This window comes from Streptomyces sp. TE5632, assembly GCF_054061295.1.
Window position 1 is genome coordinate 1,372,616 of record NZ_JBSSEA010000003.1, and the last position, 21,526, is coordinate 1,394,141.

17 protein-coding genes and 1 tRNA gene are annotated in these 21,526 nt (G+C 73.7%); 11 read left to right on the plus strand and 7 right to left on the minus strand.

All coding sequences use genetic code 11. The annotated features are described in order from the left end of the window. The first annotated feature begins 22 nt into the window (after positions 1-22). From ACVW19_RS11345 to ACVW19_RS11370, 6 genes are all read left to right on the plus strand, one after another. On the plus strand, positions 23-883 hold the full coding sequence (locus tag ACVW19_RS11345) for an alpha/beta fold hydrolase (protein ID WP_457458920.1): 861 nt from the start codon (positions 23-25) through the stop codon (positions 881-883). A 98-nt stretch (positions 884-981) separates the two neighbouring features. Further along, entirely contained in the window at positions 982-2,091 is a 1,110-nt protein-coding gene (locus tag ACVW19_RS11350) for an amidohydrolase family protein (RefSeq protein ID WP_457458922.1), read from the plus strand. Between the two features lie 25 nt (positions 2,092-2,116). Then, positions 2,117-2,530: a globin gene (locus ACVW19_RS11355; protein WP_457458923.1), complete on the plus strand. Its 414-nt coding sequence runs from the start codon at positions 2,117-2,119 to the stop codon at positions 2,528-2,530. Positions 2,531-2,685: 155 nt separating this feature from the next. Next, positions 2,686-6,012, plus strand: coding sequence for an FtsX-like permease family protein (locus tag ACVW19_RS11360; RefSeq protein WP_457458925.1), 3,327 nt, complete (start codon positions 2,686-2,688; stop codon positions 6,010-6,012). Between the two features lies 1 nt (position 6,013). Then, positions 6,014-8,752 carry an FtsX-like permease family protein gene (locus tag ACVW19_RS11365; protein ID WP_457458927.1) on the plus strand — a complete coding sequence of 913 codons (2,739 nt, stop codon included), beginning with the start codon at positions 6,014-6,016 and terminating at the stop codon, positions 8,750-8,752. Positions 8,753-8,804: 52 nt separating this feature from the next. Further along, positions 8,805-9,776: an ABC transporter ATP-binding protein gene (locus ACVW19_RS11370; protein ID WP_457458929.1), complete on the plus strand. Its 972-nt coding sequence runs from the start codon at positions 8,805-8,807 to the stop codon at positions 9,774-9,776. Between the two features lie 28 nt (positions 9,777-9,804). Here ACVW19_RS11370 and ACVW19_RS11375 read toward each other — a convergent pair whose 3' ends face one another. Genes ACVW19_RS11375 through ettA form a run of 3 tightly spaced genes read right to left on the minus strand, consistent with a single transcriptional unit; the run spans position 9,805 to position 12,594 of the window. Beyond that, positions 9,805-10,491, minus strand: a complete 687-nt coding sequence (locus ACVW19_RS11375; RefSeq protein WP_457458931.1) for a hypothetical protein — start codon at positions 10,489-10,491, stop codon at positions 9,805-9,807. Then, on the minus strand, positions 10,488-10,925 hold the full coding sequence (locus tag ACVW19_RS11380) for an acyl-CoA thioesterase (protein WP_457458933.1): 438 nt from the start codon (positions 10,923-10,925) through the stop codon (positions 10,488-10,490). Before ACVW19_RS11380 ends, ACVW19_RS11375 begins: the two co-directional genes overlap by 4 nt. Before the next feature lie 4 nt (positions 10,926-10,929). Beyond that, entirely contained in the window at positions 10,930-12,594 is a 1,665-nt protein-coding gene (gene ettA / locus ACVW19_RS11385; RefSeq protein ID WP_457458935.1) for an energy-dependent translational throttle protein EttA, read from the minus strand. 379 nt (positions 12,595-12,973) lie between these two features. Here ettA and ACVW19_RS11390 point away from each other — a divergent pair, with 379 nt between their 5' ends. Both ACVW19_RS11390 and ACVW19_RS11395 read left to right on the plus strand, forming a co-directional pair. Then, on the plus strand, positions 12,974-13,378 hold the full coding sequence (locus ACVW19_RS11390; RefSeq protein ID WP_457458937.1) for a hypothetical protein: 405 nt from the start codon (positions 12,974-12,976) through the stop codon (positions 13,376-13,378). A gap of 329 nt (positions 13,379-13,707) precedes the next feature. Then, a complete protein-coding gene (locus ACVW19_RS11395; protein ID WP_457458938.1) occupies positions 13,708-13,908 on the plus strand; it encodes a hypothetical protein in 201 nt (66 codons plus the stop codon). 461 nt (positions 13,909-14,369) lie between these two features. Here ACVW19_RS11395 and ACVW19_RS11400 read toward each other — a convergent pair whose 3' ends face one another. The 4 genes from ACVW19_RS11400 to ACVW19_RS11415 all read right to left on the minus strand — a co-directional run bounded on the left by ACVW19_RS11400 (position 14,370) and on the right by ACVW19_RS11415 (position 20,330). Then, positions 14,370-15,803 carry a Cys-Gln thioester bond-forming surface protein gene (locus tag ACVW19_RS11400; protein WP_457458940.1) on the minus strand — a complete coding sequence of 478 codons (1,434 nt, stop codon included), beginning with the start codon at positions 15,801-15,803 and terminating at the stop codon, positions 14,370-14,372. 280 nt (positions 15,804-16,083) lie between these two features. Then, the gene (locus ACVW19_RS11405; RefSeq protein ID WP_457458942.1) at positions 16,084-16,584 is read right to left on the minus strand and encodes a single-stranded DNA-binding protein; all 501 of its coding nucleotides are present in this window, start codon (positions 16,582-16,584) and stop codon (positions 16,084-16,086) included. A gap of 176 nt (positions 16,585-16,760) precedes the next feature. Beyond that, complete coding sequence (locus tag ACVW19_RS11410) at positions 16,761-18,722, minus strand: YfjP family GTPase (protein ID WP_457458944.1); 1,962 nt, start codon at positions 18,720-18,722, stop codon at positions 16,761-16,763. A 3-nt stretch (positions 18,723-18,725) separates the two neighbouring features. Next, entirely contained in the window at positions 18,726-20,330 is a 1,605-nt protein-coding gene (locus ACVW19_RS11415) for a dynamin family protein (protein WP_457458946.1), read from the minus strand. A gap of 321 nt (positions 20,331-20,651) precedes the next feature. Between ACVW19_RS11415 and ACVW19_RS11420 the strand changes: the two genes are divergently transcribed. The 3 genes from ACVW19_RS11420 (at position 20,652) to ACVW19_RS11430 (ending at position 21,382) form a co-directional block, all read left to right on the plus strand. Beyond that, a tRNA-Arg gene (locus ACVW19_RS11420) sits at positions 20,652-20,724 on the plus strand. Between the two features lie 47 nt (positions 20,725-20,771). Next, on the plus strand, positions 20,772-21,107 hold the full coding sequence (locus ACVW19_RS11425) for a hypothetical protein (protein ID WP_457458948.1): 336 nt from the start codon (positions 20,772-20,774) through the stop codon (positions 21,105-21,107). Continuing rightward, entirely contained in the window at positions 21,104-21,382 is a 279-nt protein-coding gene (locus ACVW19_RS11430) for a dihydrofolate reductase family protein (RefSeq protein WP_457458950.1), read from the plus strand. The genes ACVW19_RS11425 and ACVW19_RS11430 overlap by 4 nt, the downstream gene beginning before the upstream one ends. Positions 21,383-21,526: the final 144 nt, after the last annotated feature.

The window sequence follows — 21,526 nt, forward strand, 5'->3', positions numbered from 1 at the left end:
GCCCGTACGAGGAGTCCGTCCGATGACCGGCGCCGGCAGCGAGACCGCCGGGGCGCCGGTCGAGGAGACGGCACACAGCGCCGTCGTCTCCGGTGCCCGGCTGCACTACTGGACCGCCGGGAGGCCCGACCGTCCGACGGTCGCCCTCACCCACGGCGCGGGGGCCGACCACCGCATGTTCGATCCGCAGGTCCCGGCGCTGGTCCGCGCGGGGTACCGCACCCTGCGCTGGGACGTGCGCTATCACGGAGCGTCCGCCTCCGTCACCGGCAGATTCCGGACCGGCTACGCGGCGCAGGACCTGAGGGCGCTGCTGGACGCCGCGGAGGTGCGCGGAGCCGTGGTGCTGCTGGGCCAGTCGATGGGCGGCAACATCTCCCAGGAGTACCTGCGCCGACGCCCCGAGGACGTCGCCGCGCTCGTGGTGATCGGCTCCACGTCCAACACCCTGTCCATCACGCGGGGCGAGCACCGCCGTCTGGCGCTCTCCCGCACCCTCATGCGGCTGATGCCCTATCACCGGCTGTCCCGCTGGATGGCCCAGGCGTCGGCCCAGGACGCCGGGGTCCAGGAGTACCTGCGCGAGGCCTTCGTGGCGAACGGGCGGCGCTCCTTCCTCACCACCTGGGACGGCATGAGCCGCACGGTCACACCGGCCCCGTACTACCGGGTCGACAAGCCCGAGCTCCTGCTCTGCGGTGAACACGACGGCACGGGCAACATCCGCTCCGCGATGCAGCGGTGGAGCGAACGCGATCCGAACAGCGAGTTCCACGTGATCCCCGGCGCCGGACACGTCGCCAATCTCGACCGTCCCGAAGAGGTCAACCGGCTGATCATCGCCTTCCTGAAAGCCTTGCGAACCCGGCCGGACGACAACTGACCACGAATGACCACGACTTCGCCCCCGACGCCGGCTCCCCTGTGACCCCGTCCGGGACCCCGTCTCCTCCCCGGCAGTTCCCCGACAACGGAGTGACCGTGAACGCGCCCACCGGCCCCGCCCCGAGCACCGGGGCGGAACCGACCGCCACCGCCCCCGGCTTCCCGCACCTCCCCGGCGCCGTGGAGGCTCCCCGCACCCGTCCGCCCGTCGTGGACGCCTGCTCGCTGCTGTACGACGACGCGGGCTGGCGGGTGTACCTGAACCGGCTCGGCGAGAACGCCCCCGAGTACCTGGACGTCTTCTCCGGCTCCTTCTGCCGGTACTTCGGGGCCTCGCACACCGCCTATCGCGAAGCGCTGGCCGTGTGCCTGCAGGACGCGGTCGACGTGCTCCTGCCGCCCGGCCGGCCCCCGTTCGACCTGGCCGCCCATCTCGCGGACCGGCGGCGCCAGGGGGTGACCGGCGAGTTCGCGATGGGCTCGCCGGAGCGTCTGCCGGACGGCCGTACCGTCAACGACTGGCTGCTGGAGACCACCCGGGAGGTACGCGACCGCGTCCACGTCTGGGCGGGGCTCTCGCTGCGCGACCCGGCCGCCGCGCTGCGCGAGCTGGAACGGTCGCTGGCGGCGGGGGCGACCGGGCTCTGCGTGATCCCGTTCCTGGACGGCACCGACCCGGCCGACCCCCGGTTCGCCCCGGTCTTCGACGCGGCGGCGGGGGCCCGCCTGCCGGTCTGGCTGCACACCGGCCACCACTTCGCCCGCCGCCACCCCAGCGGTCTGGGCAGCTGGCGCACGGTCGAGGCGCTGGCCGGCCGCCACCACGAGCTGCTGCTGGTGGCCGGGCACGCGGGCTGGCCCGATGTGCAGGAGATGCTGCTCACCGCGGCCCGGCACCCGGGGGTCTACCTGGAGTTCTCCTCGCACCGGCCCCGCCACATGACCAAGCCGGGCTCCGGCTGGGAGCCGCTGCTCCACCACGCCCGGGGACTGGCGCGCGACCGGGTGCTGTTCGGCACGTCGACCTGGGTCAACCCGGGCCCGACCGGCTCGCTGGCCGACGAGCTGGCGGCGCTCCCGCTGCCCGCCGAGGTCGTCACCGCCTGGCTCTCGGGCAACGCGGAGGCGTTGACGGCCCGGGCCGCCGGGGCACACCGGGACCGAGGCGCGCCGCGGGCTCCACGGGGGACAGGACCTAGGTCCTGAGGCCTATGCCGCGGTGTCTGAGACCATGGACGGCGTGACAGAGATTCGGCGCGGCACGCTTCAGGAGCAGACGTTCTACGAGCAGGTCGGCGGGGAGGAGACCTTCCGCCGGCTCGTCCACCGTTTCTACGTGGGGGTGGCGGGCGATCCGCTGCTGCGGCCCATGTATCCGGAGGAGGACCTGGGTCCGGCCGAGGAGCGGCTGAGGCTGTTCCTGATCCAGTACTGGGGCGGTCCGACGACGTACAGCCAGGACCGGGGCCATCCGCGGCTGCGGATGCGGCACGTGCCGTTCAAGGTCGACCGGGCCGCGCACGACGCCTGGCTCAAGCACATGCGCGACGCCCTCGACGAGCTCGGCCTGTCCGAGGAGCACGACCACACGATGTGGAAGTACCTGACGTACGCCGCCGCCACGATGATCAACTCCCCGGACTGACCCACCGGCCCCGCACCCCGCGGACGTGCGCATTCCGGTCGTCTGTCGCCGGAATCCGATCACGATCCGGTCAAGTCCGGGCTCCGAGTGCTACCCCGTGACGGGCCCCCTCTGACACGATCACCCGGAGGTCCGGACGACAGGGGGAGTCTCGGGTGGGGAGCCCTGCGGGGACGGCGAGGTTCGTCCTGGCGCGTGCCCGGGCGTACCGGCCGCTGCTCGCCGCCGCGCTGCTCACGATCCTGCTGACCACGGCGGTGCTGGCGACCCTCACGGCGTACTCCGGCGCGATCGGCGACGCGGCCCTGCGGCACGCCCTGCGCGACCCGCGGGGCGCGGCCGACACCACCCTCGTCGTCGAGGCGGACGTCCCCGCGCGGGAGCGCGCCCCGGCCGGCACCGCCGTACGGGACGGCGCCCGTGCCGCCTTCGACGGGCTGCCGGTGACCCTGCGCACCCTGTCCCGCTCCGGCCCGTACGCCCTGCCCGCGTCCGTACGCCCCGCGGACGGACGCGCGGACCCGGGCGGGGGCGGCGCGGACCCGGGTGCTCCCGCCGGCGACCGGGGCGCCTCCGGCATCCCCGCCCTCACCCACCTCGCCGCCCTGGACCGCACCCAGGTGCGGATCTTCGCGGGCCGGCCGCCCGGGGCGTCCGCCGGCCCGGTGATCGAGACCGCGCTGCCCGAGGCCGCCGCCCGCCGCCTCGGCCTGGAACCCGGCGCCCGGCTCACCCTCGCCGACCGGCTCGGCGGCCCCGCGGTCCAGGTGCGGATCACCGGCCTGTACCGGCCCGTGGACGCCACCGCGCCCTACTGGCAGCTGGACGACCTGCACGGCCGCGGCGTCGTCGAGGTGGACTTCACGACGTACGGCCCGCTGCTCGCCGACCCCTCGGTGCTCAGCGGCGACCGGGTCAGCGCCGGTACCTCGGCGTGGCTCGCGTCGGCCGACTTCGAGTCGGTGGACACCGGGCGGATCGACGCGCTGCGCGAGGCGGTGCGGGACGGCGTCGCCGCCCTGCGCGAGGATCCGGCGCTGGGCGGTTCGGCGAACGCGACGAGCGCCCTGCCCACCACCCTGGACCGGGTCGAACGCTCGCTCCTCGTCTCCCGCTCGACCCTGCTGATCATCGCCCTCCAGCTCGTCCTGCTGGCCGGCTGCACCCTGTTCCTGGTGGCCCGGCTGCTGAGCGCCGAACGCGCGGGCGAGACCCGGGTGCTGCGGGCGCGCGGCGGTTCCCGCGCCCAGGTGGCCCGGCTCGCCGCCCTGGAGGCGCTGCTGACGACGGTGCCCGCGGCGGCCTGTGCGCCGCTGCTGGCGGGACCGCTCACCGGGCTGCTCGCCGGGCGGGGCTCGCTCGCCCGGATCGGGCTGCACCTGGACACCTCGGTCGGTTCGGTGGCCGGACGCGGCTCCGTGTGGCTGGTGGCGGCGGGCGTGGCGGTGGGCTGCGCGCTGGCCGTCACGGTGCCCGCACTCACCTCCTCCTTCACGGCCGGCCGGGCCCGGCCACTGCCCGGCGTGGTCCGCGCGGGCGCGGACGTCGGGCTGCTGGCGGTGGCCGCCGTGGCGTACTGGCAGCTGAGCCGTCAGCCCTCCGGGGCGGTCGGCGCACACCTCGGCGTCGACCCGCTGCTCGTCACGGCCCCCGCGCTGGCCCTGCTGGCCGGCACCGTGCTCACGCTGCGGCTGCTGCCGCCGCTGGCGCGGCTGGCGGAGCGCGGGGCGGCCCGCGGCCGGGGGCTGCCGGGGGCGCTGGCGGGCTGGCAGTTCAGCCGCCGGCCGATGCGGGGCGCGGGCCCGGTCCTGCTGCTGGTGCTCGCCGTGGCGCTGGGCATGCTGGCGATCGGCCAGGGCTCCTCGTGGCAGCGTTCGCAGGACGACCAGGCGGACTTCCGGGCCGGCGCGCAGGTACGTGTCCTGGGCGCCGGGGAGAGCGAGCCGGGCCGCACCCGGGCGTACGCGGCCGTCCCCGGCGTCGAGACGGCCGCGCCCGCGTACCGTACGTCGGTGCCGCTGTCCGGCAACCGGACGGCGACCGTGCTCGCGCTGGACACCGAGCGTGCGGCGGACACGGTGCTGATGCGTTCCGACCTCGCCCCCGAGCCGGTCGGCCCGCTCCTGGACGGCCTGGCGCCGAAGGGCGGGACAGCGGGTGTACGGATACCCGAGGGCACCGCGCGCCTGACGCTGACGGCCCGGATCCGGGGCGCGGGCTCCGGGACCACGGCCGACGTCAGGGCCACCCTGACCGACCCCTACGGAACCCCGTACAAGCTCGGCCTGGGCCGGCTCCGCGCCGACGGCCGGACCCACCCGCTGACCCTCGACCTCGCCGCGGTCGCCGAGGCGCCGCCGGGGGAACTGACCCTGACCGGGCTGCAGCTCGGCCTGGTCCAGCCGACCGGGAAGGCCGAGAACCACCGGTTCACCCTGGCCGGGCTGACCGCCACGGACACCGACGGCCGGGCCCGGCGCCTCGCCCTGCCCGCCGACTGGGCGTTGTCCTCGCAGCTCACGGCCACGGAGTCCACCTCCGACGCGAGCACCGGCCCGACCTCCCCCCGGCTCACCGCCACCGACCCGCCGACCTTCGCCTACGGCACCGGCCACGTCCCGGGGGACGGCTTCTGGAACCCACCGTCGCTCACCGTCCGGCTGCTGATCCCGCAGCCGGGGGCGGCCGAGGTCACCGCGATCGCCACCGACCGCTACCTGGCCTCGACGAGCGCCCGCCCCGGGCAGCGCGTGGACGTGACGATCGACGGTTCCACCGTGCCGGTGCGGATCGTCCGCGCGGTGCGGGGGCTGCCGTCCGCGCCGACCGGGGGAAGCGGCGACGGCGGGGCCCTGCTGCTGGACCTGCGGGCCGTCAACCGGGTGCTCCAGAGCAGCGAGGGCGAGAGCGTGCTGCCCACCGAGTGGTGGCTGCGGACCGCGCCGGGCGCGTCGGCGCGGGTGGCCGCGGCGCTGCGGGACCGGCCCGACCTCGAGCCGTCCCGGGTGGTGGTGCGGGACGAGATCGCCGACCGGCTGCGCGACGACCCGTTCGGCGCGGGGCCCGAGGCGGCGTTCACCGCGGCGGCCCTCGCGGCGGCGGCGCTGACGGCGGTGGGGTTCGCGGTGAGCGCGGCCGGGGCGCTGCGGGAGCGGTCCGCCGAGTTCGCGGTGCTGCGCGCCCTGGGTGCCTCACGGCGGCGGCTGGCCCGGGTGGTGGTCGTCGAGCACGGGGTGCTGGTCGCTCTGGCGTCGGCGGTGGGCGTGCTGTGGGGCACGGTGCTGGCGCGGGCCGTGATCCCGCTGATCATGCTGACGTCGGACGCCGCCCGCCCGGTGCCTCAGGTGCTGGTGGAGCTGCCCGTGGGACGGGTGGCCGTGCTGCTGGCCGCGGTGGCCGTCACCCCGCTGCTGGTCACGGCCGCCCTGGCGGTGCGCAGGGCCGACCCGGTGACCTCGCTGCGGGAACGGGGAGGTGAGTGAGGTGACCGTCCGGTCCCCGAGGCCACGCGTGGCCGCCCCCTGGGTACGCACCCGCCTGCGGTCCGCGCCCGGGGCCGCGCTCGCGCTGGCGCTGCTGGTGGCCGTGACCGCGTTCCTGGCCGCCGTGCTGCCGCGCGCGGTCGACCGGTACGGCGACGCGGGCCTGCACCGGGCCCTCGAGTCGGCCGGACCGGACAGCACCGGTGTGCAACTGGCCGCTCCGGTGCCCGACGCCGGTCTGCCCCGGGAGGAGCGGGAGGCGGCCGTGCGCGGGAACGCGCTCCGCGCCCACCGGTCCGAGCTCCTCGCCCTGGCCGGACGGTCCCTGCCCCTCGACCCGCACCAGTCCTCCTCCGGCGTGCGCACCTTCGAGCCCCAGGAGATGTCCGAACCCTGGCTGCCCCGGCCGGACGGGCTGCCCGCACACCTCTACCTCCTCGCGCAGGACGGGCTCGCCGACCATTCCCGGCTGCGCGAGGGCCGGCTGCCGAAGGTCCCGGGCACCGTGACCGCGGCGACGACCCGGGTCGAGGGCGCCGTCTCCGCCGACACGGCCAGGGACCTGAACATCGAGGTGGGCTCCGTCCTGACGTTCCCCGGCGTGGCGCGCGCTCCCCTCCAGGTCCGGATCACCGGCATCGTCGCACCACGCGATCCCCGGGGCGCGTACTGGTCGGCCGATCCCCTGATGCGCACCCCGGGCCTGACGATCCTCCCCGGCGACCCCGACGTCCGGCAGTACTGGATGGGCGCGTTGCTGCTGCCGCCGGACGCGGCCCCGGCCCTGCTGAGCACGGCCGGGGAGCCCGGGCGGTACTGGGGGCTCGCCCCGTCCGTCCCCGACCTGCACGGCTATGACGTACCCCGGCTGACGTCCGCCGTCGCGGCCGTGGAGTCCGGTCCGGTCCTCCAGCGGATGCGGGCGGCCACCGCGCTCGACCTCAGGGCGCGCAGCGAACTGGACGACGTGCTCACCGGCCACACCGGGCTGCGCACCGCCATCGGCCCGCTGGTCTCCGTCGCCGCCTTCGGCACCGGCACGGTCGCCGTCGTCGTCCTGCTCATGGCGGGCGCTCTCGCCGCCGACCGGCGCAGCGGCGAACTCACGCTGCTGCGCGCCCGCGGCGGCTCCCTGCGCGGCGTCACCGGCCGGCTGCTGGCCGAGACCGCGGCGGTCGCCGTGCCCGCGGCCGCCCTCGGACTGGCCGCGGCCTGGCTCACGGTCCGCGAGGCCCGGCCGGCGTACTCCGTGGCCGCCGCCGGCGCCGTCGCGCTCCTCGCCTGCCTGGCCCTGCCCCTGCGGGTCCTCGTCGCGCACCGCGCCGTCCGCGCGCACACCGAGCGCCGGGACGTCGCCACGGCCCGCCCCGCACGGCGCCGCACGGTCGCCGAACTCACCCTGCTCACCCTGGCGGTGGGCGCGGTCGTGGCGCTGCGCACCCGCGGCACGTCGGGCGGGCCGAGTGCCTCCGGGGACCACCTGGTGTCCCTGGCCCCGGTGCTGGTGGGCGTGATCGCCGCGCTGGTGCTGGTGCGGCTGTACCCGCTGCCCCTGCGCGGGCTGGCCCGTCCGGCGGCACGGCTGCGGGGCGTGGTCGGCCCGCTGGCCCTCGCCCGCGCGGGCCGTGCCTCCGGCTCCGCGGTGCTGCCCCTGCTGGCCCTGCTCACCGCGCTGACCACGGCCGCCTTCGGTGGTTCCGTGCTCAGCGGCGTGGCCGACGCCCGGGACCGGGCGGCCCTGCTCACGGTCGGCGCCGACGCCCGCGTGGGGGCGCTCCACGTGCTGCCCGCCGGCCTGCCCGACCGGGTCCGCCGGGCACCCGGCGTCCAGGAGGTCACCGCCGTCGGCGTCGCCCACCACGCCCAGTCCCCCAAGGGCACGGTCCCGGTGGCCGGCGTCGACCCGGCCGGCTACGCGGCCCTCACCCGGCGCACCGGCCTCGGCGCCTTCGACCGGGACGTCCTGGCGCCGGGCGGGTCGGACACCCTGCCCGCCGTGGCCTCCCCCGAGGTCGCCGACCGCCACGGCACCCGGCCCTTCGCGGTGCGCATGGAGGACGGCAGCTCGATCACCGTACGGATCGTGCTGGTGCGGGAGCGGACCCCGGCCGTCGTCGGCGAGGAGTTCCTGGTCGTGGACCGGTCCGCGCTCTCGGAACGCGCCGCCCGCCCGACCGCGCTGCTGGTGACCGGCGACCGGGTGGACGGGGCCGCGCTGCGCCGGGCGGCGGACAGTGGGACGTCGGTCCGGGTACGCGCCGAGGAACGCGCCGGATACGTCGACTCGCCCCTCCAGTCCGGCGCCGAACGCGTCTACACCGCGGCGGTGGCGGCGGGCGCCGGGTACGCGGTGCTCGCCCTGCTGCTGACCCTGGTGCGTGCCGCCCCCGAACGGGCCGCGCTCCTGGCCCGCCTGCGCACCATGGGCCTCACCCGCGCCCAGGGCCGCCGCCTGCTCGTCCTGGAGTCCCTCCCGCAGGCCCTGCTCGCGGCGGCCGGCGGCACCCTCACGGCGTGGGCGACGATCCGGCTGCTCGCCCCCGGCATCGACCTGACGACCGTCGCCCTGCCGGCGACCAGGTCCCCGGCGGGACGGGCCACGCTGCTCACCGATCCGGTGTCGCTGCTGGTGCCCGCCCTGACGGTGGTCGTGCTCACCGTCGGGATCGCGGCGGCACAGGCCTGGTGGACGGGCCGCCGGGACGCGGTGCGCGAACTGCGGGCGGGTGACGCCCGTTGACCGTACGGACCCGCTCCCGAGGAACCCGGTCCCTTCCAGGAGGTGCTGCACGATGACCCCGGATCCCACGCTGGCCGAGCTGGCCCACCGGGTCGCCGCCGACCGCGAGCGTCCCGCCTTCGGCCACGACGCGCTCATCACCTGCGACCGTCTGGTCCGGGTCTTCACCGCGGACGGCGTGGAGGTGCAGGCCCTGCAGGGCCTCGACCTCCTGGTGCGCGAGGGCGAGCTGATGGCCCTCGTGGGCGCGTCCGGCAGCGGCAAGTCGACCCTGATGAACATCCTGGCCGGTCTGGACACCCCCACCGCCGGCGCGGCCCGGGTCGCGGGCCGCGACCTGCTCGCGATGACCGCGAAGGACCGCCTCGCCTACCGCCGCGAGGTCGTCGGCTTCGTCTGGCAGCAGACCTCCCGCAACCTGCTGCCGTATCTGACCTCGGCGCAGAACGTCGCCCTGCCGATGCGTCTGCGCGCCGCCGCCCGGGGGCGGTCCGCCCGCCGGGCCCGCGCCGAACGCGTCGTGGAACTGCTGGAGTTGCTGGAGGTCGCCGACTGCCGTGACCGGCACCCGCACCAGATGTCCGGCGGCCAGCAGCAGCGCGTCGCCATCGCCGTGGCCCTCGCCAACGATCCGTCGGTCCTGCTCGCCGACGAGCCGACCGGCGAGCTGGACTCGCACACCGCGGAACAGATCTTCGCCGCGTTCCGCACCGCGAACGAGCGGCTCGGCACGACCATCGTGATCGTCACCCACGACCAGGCGGTGGCGAGCGAGGTCCGCCGTACGGTCGCCATCCGCGACGGCCGCACCTCCACCGAGGTCCTGCGCCGCAGCGAGGTCGACGCCGCCACCGGTCACGAGACCGTCGTCGCCCGCGAGTACGCCATGCTCGACCGTGCCGGCCGCCTCCAGCTTCCCGCCGACTACACCCGGGCCCTGGGCATGCGCGACCGCGTCGCCCTGGAACTGGAACCGGACCACGTGGCCGTCCGCCCGGACGACAGTGAGCGCGCCGAGGACTGATGAGGGCTGAGGGCCGTCGGGGGCTGCCTCAGCGCACGCTGAGGCCGAGCGCCCCGAGCCCCGCGCGCCGCAGGGCGACGGACCCGTACGGTGTCCGCAGCCGGAGCCAGGCACCGGAGACCAGCAGCACCGGCTCGCCGTCCGCGTCGGCAGGCCCGAGGGGCCGGAGGAAGCCCAGTGACTGGGCCGCGTGCACGGCCCGCACCGGGAGGTCGGTCCGGCCGACCGTGCGGGACCAGATCTCCCGCCCGATCCGGTCGAGCTCGGCCCGGGTGCGCGACTCGGCGGTCAACGCCTCGGTACGCGTCCGGAACTCGGTGACCGCGGCGGCGACGAGCGCCCGCAGGGCGTCCGGTGCGGGCAGCCCCGGTTCGGCCTGCCAGCCCCCGCGCGGGGGCAGCACGCCGGCCCACGGCGGCCCGGTCACCGCGCCCGGCACCACGGCGGTGGCCGCGGCCTCGTCCACCGATTCCAGCAGCTCACCCGCGGACACGGTCACGTCCAGGGTGACGTCGAGACCGTTCTCGTACGGCTTGGCCAGCCGCACGGCGCGGATCGCCAGCACCTCGAAGGAGGGAGGGCGGCCGAACACGGCCAGTGCGGTGCCCGACGCCTGAAGGCGCACGGCGGCCGCACGGTCGTAGTGGAGCAGCCGGGAGAGGAAGGCCGCGAGATCCGCCGCCTCCCCCTCGTCGGCGAGGTGGAGCACCGTCATGCCGCGACGGCCTCCTCCTGATCGGCGTCGGCGTTCCCGGCGTCTTCGCCGTCCGTGTACTCCAGGAGGAACTCCTTCTCCTCCCGGGTGATACGGCGCGGACGCTGGGCCTCGAAGTCGAACGGCACGATCACCGTGGAGGCCCGGACGTAGAGCTGGTCGCCGTCCTTCACCTCGTAGGTGAGGGTGAAGGACGCCGCCCGGATCTCCGTGACCCACAGCTCGATGTCCACGGGCGTGTGCCGGTGGACGAGCTGCCGCTTGTAGTCGATCTCATGTCGTGCCACCACGGACCCCTGCTGGAAGTCCTTGTCCGGGCGGAACAGGAAGTCGATACGGGCTTCCTCCAGGTAGCGGAGGAAGACCACGTTGTTGACGTGGCCGTACGCGTCCATGTCCGCCCAGCGCAGCGGGCAGCGGTAGATGTGCCGCAAGAGATCAGCCCCGGGTCAGCTTCTTGTAGGTGGCGCGGTGCGGACGCGTGGCGTCCGGTCCGAGCCGCTCGACCTTGTTCTTCTCGTACGACTCGAAGTTGCCCTCGAACCAGAACCACTTGGACTCGCCCTCGTAGGCGAGGATGTGCGTGGCGACGCGGTCCAGGAACCACCGGTCGTGGGAGATGACCACGGCGCACCCGGGGAACTCCAGCAGCGCGTTCTCCAAGCTGCTGAGCGTCTCGACGTCGAGGTCGTTGGTCGGTTCGTCGAGGAGCAGCAGGTTGCCGCCCTGCTTGAGGGTGAGCGCGAGGTTCAGCCGGTTGCGCTCACCGCCGGAGAGGACACCGGCGGGCTTCTGCTGGTCCGGCCCCTTGAACCCGAAGGCGGAGACGTAGGCGCGCGAGGGCATCTCGACCTGGCCCACGTTGATGTAGTCCAGCTCGTCGGAGACGACGGCCCACAGCGTCTTCTTGGGGTCGATGTTCGCGCGGGTCTGGTCCACGTAGGAGATCTTGACGGTTTCGCCGACCTTGACCGACCCGGAGTCGGGCTCCTCGAGGCCCTGGAGCATCTTGAACAGCGTGGTCTTGCCGGCGCCGTTGGGGCCGATGACGCCGACGATGCCGTTGCGCGGCAGCGTGAAGCTGAGGTCGTCGATCAGCAGCTTGTCGCCGAAGCCCTTGCTGAGGTTGTTCACCTCGACGACGACGCTGCCCAGCCGCGGGCCCGGCGGGATCTGGATCTCCTCGAAGTCCAGCTTCCGCATCTTGTCGGCCTCGGCGGCCATCTCCTCGTAGCGGGCCAGACGCGCCTTGGACTTGGCCTGGCGTCCCTTGGCGTTGGACCGCACCCACTCGAGCTCGTCCTTGAGGCGCTTCTGCCGCTTCGCGTCCTTGGCGCCCTCGACCTTGAGGCGGGCGGCCTTGGACTCGAGGTACTTGGAGTAGTTGCCCTCGTAGCCGTGCAGCCGGCCGCGGTCGACCTCGCAGATCCACCCGGCGACGTTGTCCAGGAAGTACCTGTCGTGGGTGACGGCGACGACGGTGCCCTCGTACTTGGCGAGGTGCTGCTCCAGCCAGTTCACGGACTCGGCGTCGAGGTGGTTGGTGGGCTCGTCGAGGAGCAGCAGGTCGGGCGCCTCGAGCAGCAGCTTGCAGAGCGCGACGCGGCGCTTCTCACCACCGGAGAGGTTGGCGACGGGCCAGTCGCCGGGCGGGCAGCCCAGGGCGTCCATGGCCTGCTCCAGCTGGGCGTCGAGGTCCCAGGCGTTGGAGTGGTCGAGCTGCTCCTGCAGCTTGCCCATCTCGTCCATGAGCTCGTCGGTGTACTCGGTCGCCATCTGCTCGGCGATCTCGTTGAACCGGTCGAGCTTGCCCTTGACCTCGGCGACACCCTCCTGGACGTTCTCCAGGACGGTCTTCTCCTCGTTCAGCGGGGGCTCCTGCAGCAGGATGCCCACGGTGTAACCGGGGGTGAGGAAGGCGTCGCCGTTGGACGGCTGCTCCAGCCCCGCCATGATCTTCAGAACGGTCGACTTACCGGCACCGTTCGGACCGACGACACCGATCTTCGCCCCCGGGTAGAAGCTCAGGGTGACGTCGTCGAGGATCACCTTGTCGCCGTGCGCCTTACGCGCCTTGCGCATGGTGTAAATGAACTCAGCCAAGAGAAACCGTCCGGCAGCTTGAAATCAGGCAGTGGGCAGATACACCCCATCTTGCCCGACCGCCACCCCCAGGGGAAACCCGTTCGGCTCGACCCCTCTGACCTGGTGTTTCGCTAGTGGCGACTGAGGCTCGTCTGTCGCTGACGGTCTCCCTCGGTCGTCCTCGGGGGCCTCGGACGGCCCAGCGGACAATCACCACAACCGCCGCTGATCGGATCAGCGCAGAAGCAGCCTGACCGGTGGCCGTACTGTTCCGCCGAAGCAGAGGGGCGCTGTCAGGGGCCAGGGGGTTCGCGTGAACACAGGCATGGTTGGTCCGCTCAGGCCGAGCGGACCGTCGCAGGGCTTCCTCCGACAGGTCGCATGTCACCTCGGCGCCATGCATCTGAGTGGCGCGATCCTGCTGTTCACCTACGTGATCCCTCCGGCCGGCGCTCTCGACGCCTACGGCGCAGCACCAGCCGACGACCCTTCGGCAGACATCCCCCCGATCGTGTTCTTCGCCGGGTTGCTGGTCCACTGCGTGGGCTTCCACCTGCTCGTGCACATCCCATCCGGGCTCCTGGGTACGAGGCTGGGACTCAACCACGGTGGCTTGATCACCTACGCTTCGACCCTGGCGATTGCGGGAGTCCTCACAGCCTCGGTCTTGCCGGTGGCCCTGCGCATGGAGGATGTCGGTGAGCTCATGCAACTGTGGGCCGACTTCATGGTGCGTGGCTCGCTTGGACTGGCGGGCTACGTGTGGATCATTCGGCGGTCGCGGGAGATCACGAGGACGTGAGGCCGGTGGAGCCTCAATGGACGTGGCAGACGTGGCAAGCGCCGACAGCTGCGGTCAGCAGCCGGGCTACTGATTCATCGGTCCGGCTGACCGGCAAGACCGAAGAAGCCCACGGCTCTGACCAGTTCAGACGCCGTGGGCTTCTGTCGTTGCCGGTCGGTGACGGGTGACCTCGCACACCCCAGGGACGGCCCGGCGCCGGTCCTGACGGGAACCAGCGGACCGTGGGCCGACCGCTTGGCCGCGGCAAGCCGTCGCTGATCGCGAAGCAGAGTGTTTGCACGGGAGCGGGGAAGGGGTCAGAGCGGGAGGGAGGACAGGAGGCAACCGTGACCGTCCTCGCGATCTTTCTCCTCGTCATCGGGACGCTCTTGGTCCTGACTGGGGCGCTTCTGATCCTTATCGGGACGTTTCTGATCGCCATCGGGATGGCCTTGATCCTTATGGGAGTGGCCCTGATCGCCGTGAGCACGTTCTTGCTGCTCCGGAAGCTTCTCGGCCGCAGTCGAACGCGATCTCACTCCTGGTGAACCCGAGGACAGCCCCTCAGCACAGCCCCAACCGATCACCGGCGACCGTGCCCTGCGGCCGCTTCATCGGTCAACGTCCTGACCCGCTGCTGAACTGTCGGCAGTTGTCAGCGCTGGTCACCGTCGGGCGCCCTCCCACGGCCCCAGGACGGCTCGGGAGGGCACTCATGCGCGGGCACCGCACGAGGAGTTCGATCTTCCCCCGGTGTGGCTGCGGTCCACCGCACGCATAGGTGCCGGACGTGACTGCTGGTGGTCGCGGCTGTCCGCCCCCGTTGGCGTCACCGTTGGATGTCAGCGAAACAACCCCGGAACCGGGCAGACCTCCCATGGCCCGTCCGGCCGGTCGGCCCAGCGCCACCGGACATGTCGGCCGGCGCACTTCCCCAGCGACCGGCAGGCCCGCCGGCCATCGTCCTCCCGCTCGGAGAGTCGGAGAGCACGGGGCCGCCCGCGTCGTTTCAGTTCTCCCGTGTCGTCTCGCGCTGGCGGGTGACGACCAGGGCCGTGCCGCCGAGGACGACCAGGGTGATGGCGGTGCCGACGATCCAGGGGGTGAGGCTGGAGGCACCGGTCTCGGCGAGGTTGACGTCGGTGGCCGTGCCGCCGAGGGGGGTGGGGGTGGGCCCGCTGAGGGTGTGGACGTCCACACCGGTCTCGGCGGCCCGGGTCCGGCAGTCGAGCGTGCCGGTGAACCGCTTCTCGAAGCCGTCCGAGCCCCGGACCGTGAAGTCGTACGCCCGGTCCTCGGCCAGCGGAACCGTCACCGTGCGGGACTCGCCCGGCTCGACGGTGTACTCGCGCTCCGCGAGCTCGAAGGTGAAGGGTTCGTCGTCCTGGTTGACGGCGGTGACGTCGACGCCGCCCTCGGCGCAGTTCGTCCGGGCGGACACGGCCGGTATCGCGCCCTGCTCCGCCCAGGTCGCGCTCGCCGTCGCGGAGACCGTCGAGGTGCTGGAACCGGCCAGGATCTGGGTCTGGCTGCGGCTGTCGGAGGCGAAGGCCCGGCCGACCGGCACGGTGGTCGAGGCCTGCGCGGTCAGCTCGACCGTGTCCGCCGGCGCGTCCTCGGGTATCTCGAAGAACACCTTGTCGCCGTCCGTCGCCGTGGTGACGGGCTCGCCGCCCCGGTCGACGATCCGCACCCCGCTCGTGGCGGCGTCCGCCGGCGGTGACACCGTCACGCTGTCCGCGTCCGTGCGCACCGTCACCGGGCCGAGCAGCTCACCCGGACGGCCGGAGACGGCCGGCGGCTCCAGGGTCAGCGACGCCCTCGGCTCCGGCTGGTTCCGGGCACTCTTCTCCAGGTAGTCCGCGAGCTGCTCCGCCTGGGGGTCCACGGCCTCCACGTCCACGTCGTCGGAGTAGCGCCAGATCGCCACCTGCGTACCGGCCGCCGCGTCCTGCTCGGTGAGCTGGCCCCGGACGCCCGCCCGGTCGGCGAGCGCCGCGAGGTCGTTCACCTGGGGGTAGGAGTTGCGCAGGATCCAGTGGATCCTGCCGGCGTCCTCGTTGGCGCCCAGCGAGGTCCCGTTCCACGCGGTCTCGTGGTACTTCGCGTCCGTCTGCGTGGGGGTGTGGACGTCGACGCAGTACGTCTGCAGCATGCCGCCGCCCTCGACGGACATCTCGAACAGTCCCGCCGACACCCGCTGCTCCCCGGCGGCGCCATGGATCACGGCCTCGCCGTACGTCTTCAGGCCCTCCACCGTCGCGGCCGCCCCGCCCTCACCGCGTGCCGTGCCGGTGGTGGCGGCAGCCGTCCCGGCGCCGGCCAGCACACCGGCGGCGACGAGTCCGGACACCAGCGTCCCGGCGGCGAGACGGGTCACCGTCGCACGCCGGGGCGCGGAGCACCCAGAGAACACAGAGCACGCAGACAATGCAGCAAACACCGATTTCCCCTCCGAGCGGGACCCGTCAGACGTGGGGGGACGGGCCCCACCAGCAGAATCACCGGCCCCGAGAGCCCCGGAAGCCATGCCCGGCATCCTAAGTACGCTTCGGAGCACGCCTGTCGATGATCAGCTCGGAGGCATGATCCGACTCGCAATCGTTATCGCCGACGCGGACGCAAACAGGGCTTGTCGACAAATCCGCCCGGGACCGTTCCCCATCCAATCGTCGATAAGCCGCACTTCGGTCGACCGCGTCGCCGGGGCCCGACCGGTGACATCACGTCACCATGGCCGGTTCCGGTGCTCGTTGGGCGACGACGGTCCCGGACCCGTCGGTCGTACCCGCCGCTTCGGCAGCCTCGGCTCCCCCGCCGTAGGCGGACGTGCCGCCCGCTCCCGTTTCCCAGGCGGGCTCCGGCCGGCCCGAGCGCCGGAACGCCGACGTGCCCCGGGCCAGGTCGTGGCCGATCGCCACCGCCTCGATGTCCGCCGAGGTCCGGCCCTGCTGCCCCTCACGGGTCTCCGTGCGCACCTTCAGCCGCCCCCGCACCAGCACGGGTTCGCCCACCGACAGCGAGGCCATGGTGTTGGTGGCGAGCTGCCGGTTGGCCCACACCGTGAAGAAGTTGGTGTGCCCGTCCGCCCACGTGCCCTTCTCCCGGTTCCAGTACCGCGAGGTGACCGCCAGCCGGAACCTCGCCACCGGTCCGGACGTCGTCTCCCGGTACACCGGCCGCGTCGCCACATTGCCCACCGCGCAGATCGTCGTCTCGTTCATCGTGCCTGCCTCCCCCGTCCGGACGCCGGCACCGGCGCCGGGCGGATACGCGTACGGGCCCGCCCCGTACGGATGCGAGTCAGACTGCACCCTTCGGGCCGGGCCCGCTGAAACCTGTGGACCACCACCGCACTGTGGAGAACTCCGCCACCCGAACGAGTCGCGGTGCCGGCGCCTCAGTTCACCCCGGCACCCACCCCCACCACCCGCCCGTACTGCTCCCGTACCTCCCGGTACCGCAGCAGCTCCGCCGCCACCGGATCCAGGACGCGGGCCCGCCCGCACCCCGCGGCCGCCTCCCGCAACCGTCTCTCCGCCTCCTGCCCGTGCCGCCGGGCCGGACCGCGGGCGGCCATCCGGCAGCTCCACTCGATGAGCGGCCCGCCGACGATGCCGATCACCATCAGCAGCACCGGCACCCCCAGGTTCGGCGACATGAATCCGATGATCTGGCCCAGCAGCCACAGTCCGCCGACGAACTGAAGGATCGTCATGGACGCCTGGGCGAGCACGGCCACCGGCCACCACCCGGGCCGCGGCGGCCGCCCCGGCGGCAGGCCCGCGCGCACGGCGAGGGCGTCCAGCGCCTCGGGCAGCCCCTGGGAGCCCCGTACGGCGGCCTCGCGCACCGCCTGCGCCCAGGGCGCGGGCAGGCCGTCCGAGGCACGGTCGGACACCGTGCGCACCGCCTGCTCCACCCGCTGCCGGGCCGTGACCTCCTGGTCGGGCTGCGTCCGCTGCGGGAACTTCCCGGTGGGCGGCCCGCCCTGGTCCTGGCACCAGCGCCACAGCCGCAGCCACGGGGTGCCGCACGCGCGGTTGGCGTTGCGCAGCCACGCGCGTTCGGCCGCCTCGCCCGCGGCGCCGGCGCCCACGGCGTCCGCGAGCCGGTCCGAGAACTCCTCCCGCGCCTCCTCGCTCAGCCCGGCCCACCGGCGGTTGGCGTAGACGGGCCACAACCGGGCGGCGGCGACGTCGACGTCCGCGCCGATACGGCGGCCCGCGGCGCCGCGTTCGGCCACGAACCGGCCGAGCGCCTCCCGCAGCTCGTCGACCCCGTCGCCGGTGAGCGCGGACAGCGCGAGCACCGTCGTGCCGGGTTCTCCGTACTCGCCCAGGGCGATGCCGTCCTCGTCGAGCAGTCGCCGCAGATCGTCCAGGACCTGCTCGGCGGCCTCTCCCGGAAGCCGGTCGATCTGGTTGAGGACGACGAACATGACCTCCGCGTGGGCGGACATGGGCCGCAGGTAGCGCTCGTGCAGCATCGCGTCGGCGTACTTCTCGGGGTCGACGACCCAGATGACCGCGTCGACCATGGCCAGGACCCGGTCCACCTGTTCCCGGTGCTGCACGGCCGCCGAGTCGTGGTCCGGCAGGTCGACGAGGACGAGTCCGCGCAGCTGGTCGTCCGCGTCCGCCATCGCCTGCAGCGGGCGGCGGCGCAGCCGGGGCGGGATGCCGAGCCGTTCGATGAGGCTCGCGGCGCCGTCGCTCCAACTGCACGCGATGGGCGCGGCGGTGGTCGGCCGCCGTACGCCGGTCTCCGAGATGGCGACCCCGGCCAGCGTGTTGAACAGCTGCGACTTGCCGCTGCCCGTCGCGCCCGCGATGGCGACCACGGTGTGCTGCCCGGAGAGCCGGCGTCGCGCGGCGGCCTCGTCGAGGACCCGGCCCGCCCCGGCCAGCGTCCGGCTGTCGAGCCGGGCCCGGGACAGCCCCACCAGCTCGTGCAACGCGTCCAGCCGCGAGAGCAGCGGCGGGTCGTATGCCAGGGGGGCCGGGGGGAGCACGGTCTGCGGCGCGGGCTTCCGGGCCTCCAGCACGGTGAACCGCTCGGTCCCGGCGGTCCCGGCCCCGGCGGTCCCGGCCCCGGCGGTCCCGGTCCCCCGCCGCGCGATCAGCCCGTCGTCCCAGGGAGCCTGCGAGGCCGGCCCCTCCGAGGGCTCCCCGTCGCCGCCCTCCCCGTACCCGTCGTCCCCGTCGTCCTCGTGTTTGTCGTCCTCGTGTTTGTCGTCCCCGTACCCGTCGTCCCCGTACTCGTCCTTCGCGTCCCGGGCCTCGGGGGACCCGGCTCCTGCGTCCGGGCGATCGGAACGCTCAGGGTGTTCGGTGTGGTCCTGGTCAGTGACGGCGGTCACCGCTCACCTCTCCTTCTGCAGTACGGACAACGCGGCGATGAGTTCGGCCTGGGGCTCGGGATGCACCTCGAGCGCGTCGAGCGGCGCGAGCCGACGCTCGCGTTCGGTGTGCATGATCCGGTTCACGTGCTGGAGAAGCAGCCGCCCGCCCCGGTCGCGCAGTCGCAACGCCCCGTGCGCGCCGATCCGTTCGGCGAGCTTCTCCCCCGCGGCCCACTCCCGGCGCCCGCTCAGCAACGCGGTGGCGGCCAGGGCGGCGACCGTCTCGGGGTCCGGCGCCGCGGCACGGTCGAGTTCGCGTACCTCCTCCTCGGCGTACTCCTCCAGTTCGCGCCGCCATCGCCGTACGGCCAGCCCGATCCGGTGCTCGGCGCCCTCCACCGTCCCGTCACGGTCGGTGAACTCCGGGGCGCTCGCGGCCGGTTCGCGCCGCCAGGCGGTGTCGACCCGCTCGTCGGCGGCGGTGACGGCGCACAGCAGCAGGGCGCCCAGACTCTCCATGAGGGTGTCGAGGAGCTCGACGGGAGCGCAGTCGAGCGGGAAGGCGCGCCACCGCTTGAGCGCGTCGCCGGCGAGCACGGCCCCGGCCTGCAGCCGGCCGCGCAGACGCGAGTGCTCGCTGTCGTACGCCCCGTCGACGGCGGAGGTGAGCCGCAGCGCGGCGGCGTGCTGCGCTGCGGCGGCACCGGCGAGTTCCGGCATACGGGAGTTGAGGGAGTCGAGGATGCCCTGGGCGGTCCGTGCCACGACGTGCTCGCGGGCGGCGGGGTCCTGCGCCTGGTGGACGAGCCAGGTCCGCAGCGCCGCCACGGCGGAGGCCGGCAGCAGTCCGCCGCCCCAGGCCGACTCGGGCAGCTCCGGCACGGTGAAGCGCGGTACGTGGCCGAGTCCGGCCTTGGTGAGCAGGGCGCCGTACTGCCGTGACACCTCGGACACGACCTGGTGGGGCACCCGGTCCAGGACGGTCACGAGGCTGACGTCGTACTCCTTGGCGGCGCGCAGCATGCGCCAGGGGACGGCGTCGGCGTAGCGGGCGGCGGTGGTGACCATGACCCAGATGTCCGCCGCGCAGATGAGTTCGGCGGCGAGGACGCGGTTGTCGGAGACGAGGGAGTCGATGTCGGGGGCGTCGAGCAGGGCGAGGCCGGGCGGCAGGCTGTCGGCGGTCTCGATGCGCAGCACGCGCGCGGGGTTCTCGCCGGGGAGCAGATGGTCCTCGGCCTCCTGCTGGGGCACCCACACGCGGGTGAGGTCGGGCAGCACCCGCATCCCGCTGAACCAGTGGTGGTCCTCCGGATGGCAGACAAGCACCGGTGTGCGTGTCGTCGGCCGCAGCACCCCCGCCTCGCTGACCCGCCGCCCCACGAGAGAGTTCACCAGGGTGGACTTTCCGGCCCCGGTGGATCCCCCGACGACGGCCAGCAACGGCGCTTTGGGCTCTCTCAGGCGGGGCACCAGGTAGTCGTCGAGCTGCGCGAGCAGCTCGTCGCGGTTGGCACGCGCGCGTGCGGCCCCCGCCAGGGGCAGCGGGAAGCGTGCGGCGGCGACACGGTCGCGCAGGGCGGAGAGTGCGTCGAGCAGCTGAGGCCGTACGTCCAAGGTCACCACATGTGAAGAATGCCCAATTTCAGGGGAATTCTGAAGCATATGAGCATGTCTGCGCGCCGATCGGACACAAGGGGCGGAAAGGACGACTGGGGCGCGGGTGCGGTCGAGGCATAACGAGTGCACAACACCCGGTGCGCGAGAGGCCGAAAGCGGTGCACGATTCGTACCCGCCTGCGATTATCGGGACCGCTTCACCGGACCTCCACATCGAGCCACGGAGGCGAAGCGACAGGGGCAAGGGCGCGGGAGCCCTATCCTTGTCCCCGGCAACGTCAGGAACCGGCCACACCCGGGCACCACGACAGTGGCCACCACACCCGGGCCCCCGTAGCTCAGTGGATAGAGCAGGCGCCTTCTAAGCGCTTGGCCGCAGGTTCGAGTCCTGCCGGGGGCGCTCACCACCTCTGACCAGCGGAAACGCTGGTCTTTTCTCGTTCTGACGTGACGCGTGTCGCCACCGGCCCGAGCGCCTTGACCGTCCACGATGACTTTCCGGACCCACGGCAGACGGCCCGGGGCAAGGTGCTCCTGCACTTCACCATGTCGCTGGACGGGTTCCTGGCGGGGCCGGGGCACACGGGGGACCGGATGACCGGGTTCTCGTCCCGCCCCGGGGTCGTCGAGGAGTACGCGAAGACCACCGGCGCCGTTCCGGGAGGCCGGGACGGCCGGGGCTCCCACCCCGACACCGGGGCGCTCCACGGGGGTGCGTGGCGGGGACCGGTGTCCGCGCTCACCCATCACACCCGCAGGACGGGCGGCCCGCCGGGGGTGTGACGCTCCTGGACCGCGACGCCACCGAGGCGGTCCGGATCGGGCCGGAGGCCGCGGACGGCAAGAACCTCTGGGTCTCCTCGCCCTCCACCGGCCGGCAACTACTGGAACGCGGGCTGGTCGACGAGGTGGACCCGCATGTCGCACCGGTGCCGCCGGGCGACGGGATCCGGCTGCTCGACCGCCCCGGCGGCGCTCCCGTCCGGCTCGCACTGCTGAACGGCGACGACCCCTCGGCCGCGGTGAACGTGCGCCACCACCCCGTCACGTCCACCTGACCGGGCAGCCGGGGGAGCCTCTCGGCACCGTTCGGGACGAACATGCCACTTCGCCGGGATCGCCCAGAAGTGAGTGATTGCGAAGAAAAGGCATGATTGTTGGTAATCATGGACTGGTTCGTCCACATTCCTCTGTACCGGAGC

What these genes read in the sequence shown, in the direction of transcription:
- ACVW19_RS11405 (WP_457458942.1), bottom strand. Translation starts at nt 16,584, where the DNA reads ATGAACGAGACGACGATCTGCGCGGTGGGCAATGTGGCGACGCGGCCG.
- ACVW19_RS11345 (WP_457458920.1), top strand. Translation starts at nt 23, where the DNA reads ATGACCGGCGCCGGCAGCGAGACCGCCGGGGCGCCGGTCGAGGAGACG.
- ACVW19_RS11375 (WP_457458931.1), bottom strand. Translation starts at nt 10,491, where the DNA reads ATGACGGTGCTCCACCTCGCCGACGAGGGGGAGGCGGCGGATCTCGCG.
- ACVW19_RS11355 (WP_457458923.1), top strand. Translation starts at nt 2,117, where the DNA reads ATGGACGGCGTGACAGAGATTCGGCGCGGCACGCTTCAGGAGCAGACG.
- ACVW19_RS11390 (WP_457458937.1), top strand. Translation starts at nt 12,974, where the DNA reads ATGCATCTGAGTGGCGCGATCCTGCTGTTCACCTACGTGATCCCTCCG.
- ACVW19_RS11370 (WP_457458929.1), top strand. Translation starts at nt 8,805, where the DNA reads ATGACCCCGGATCCCACGCTGGCCGAGCTGGCCCACCGGGTCGCCGCC.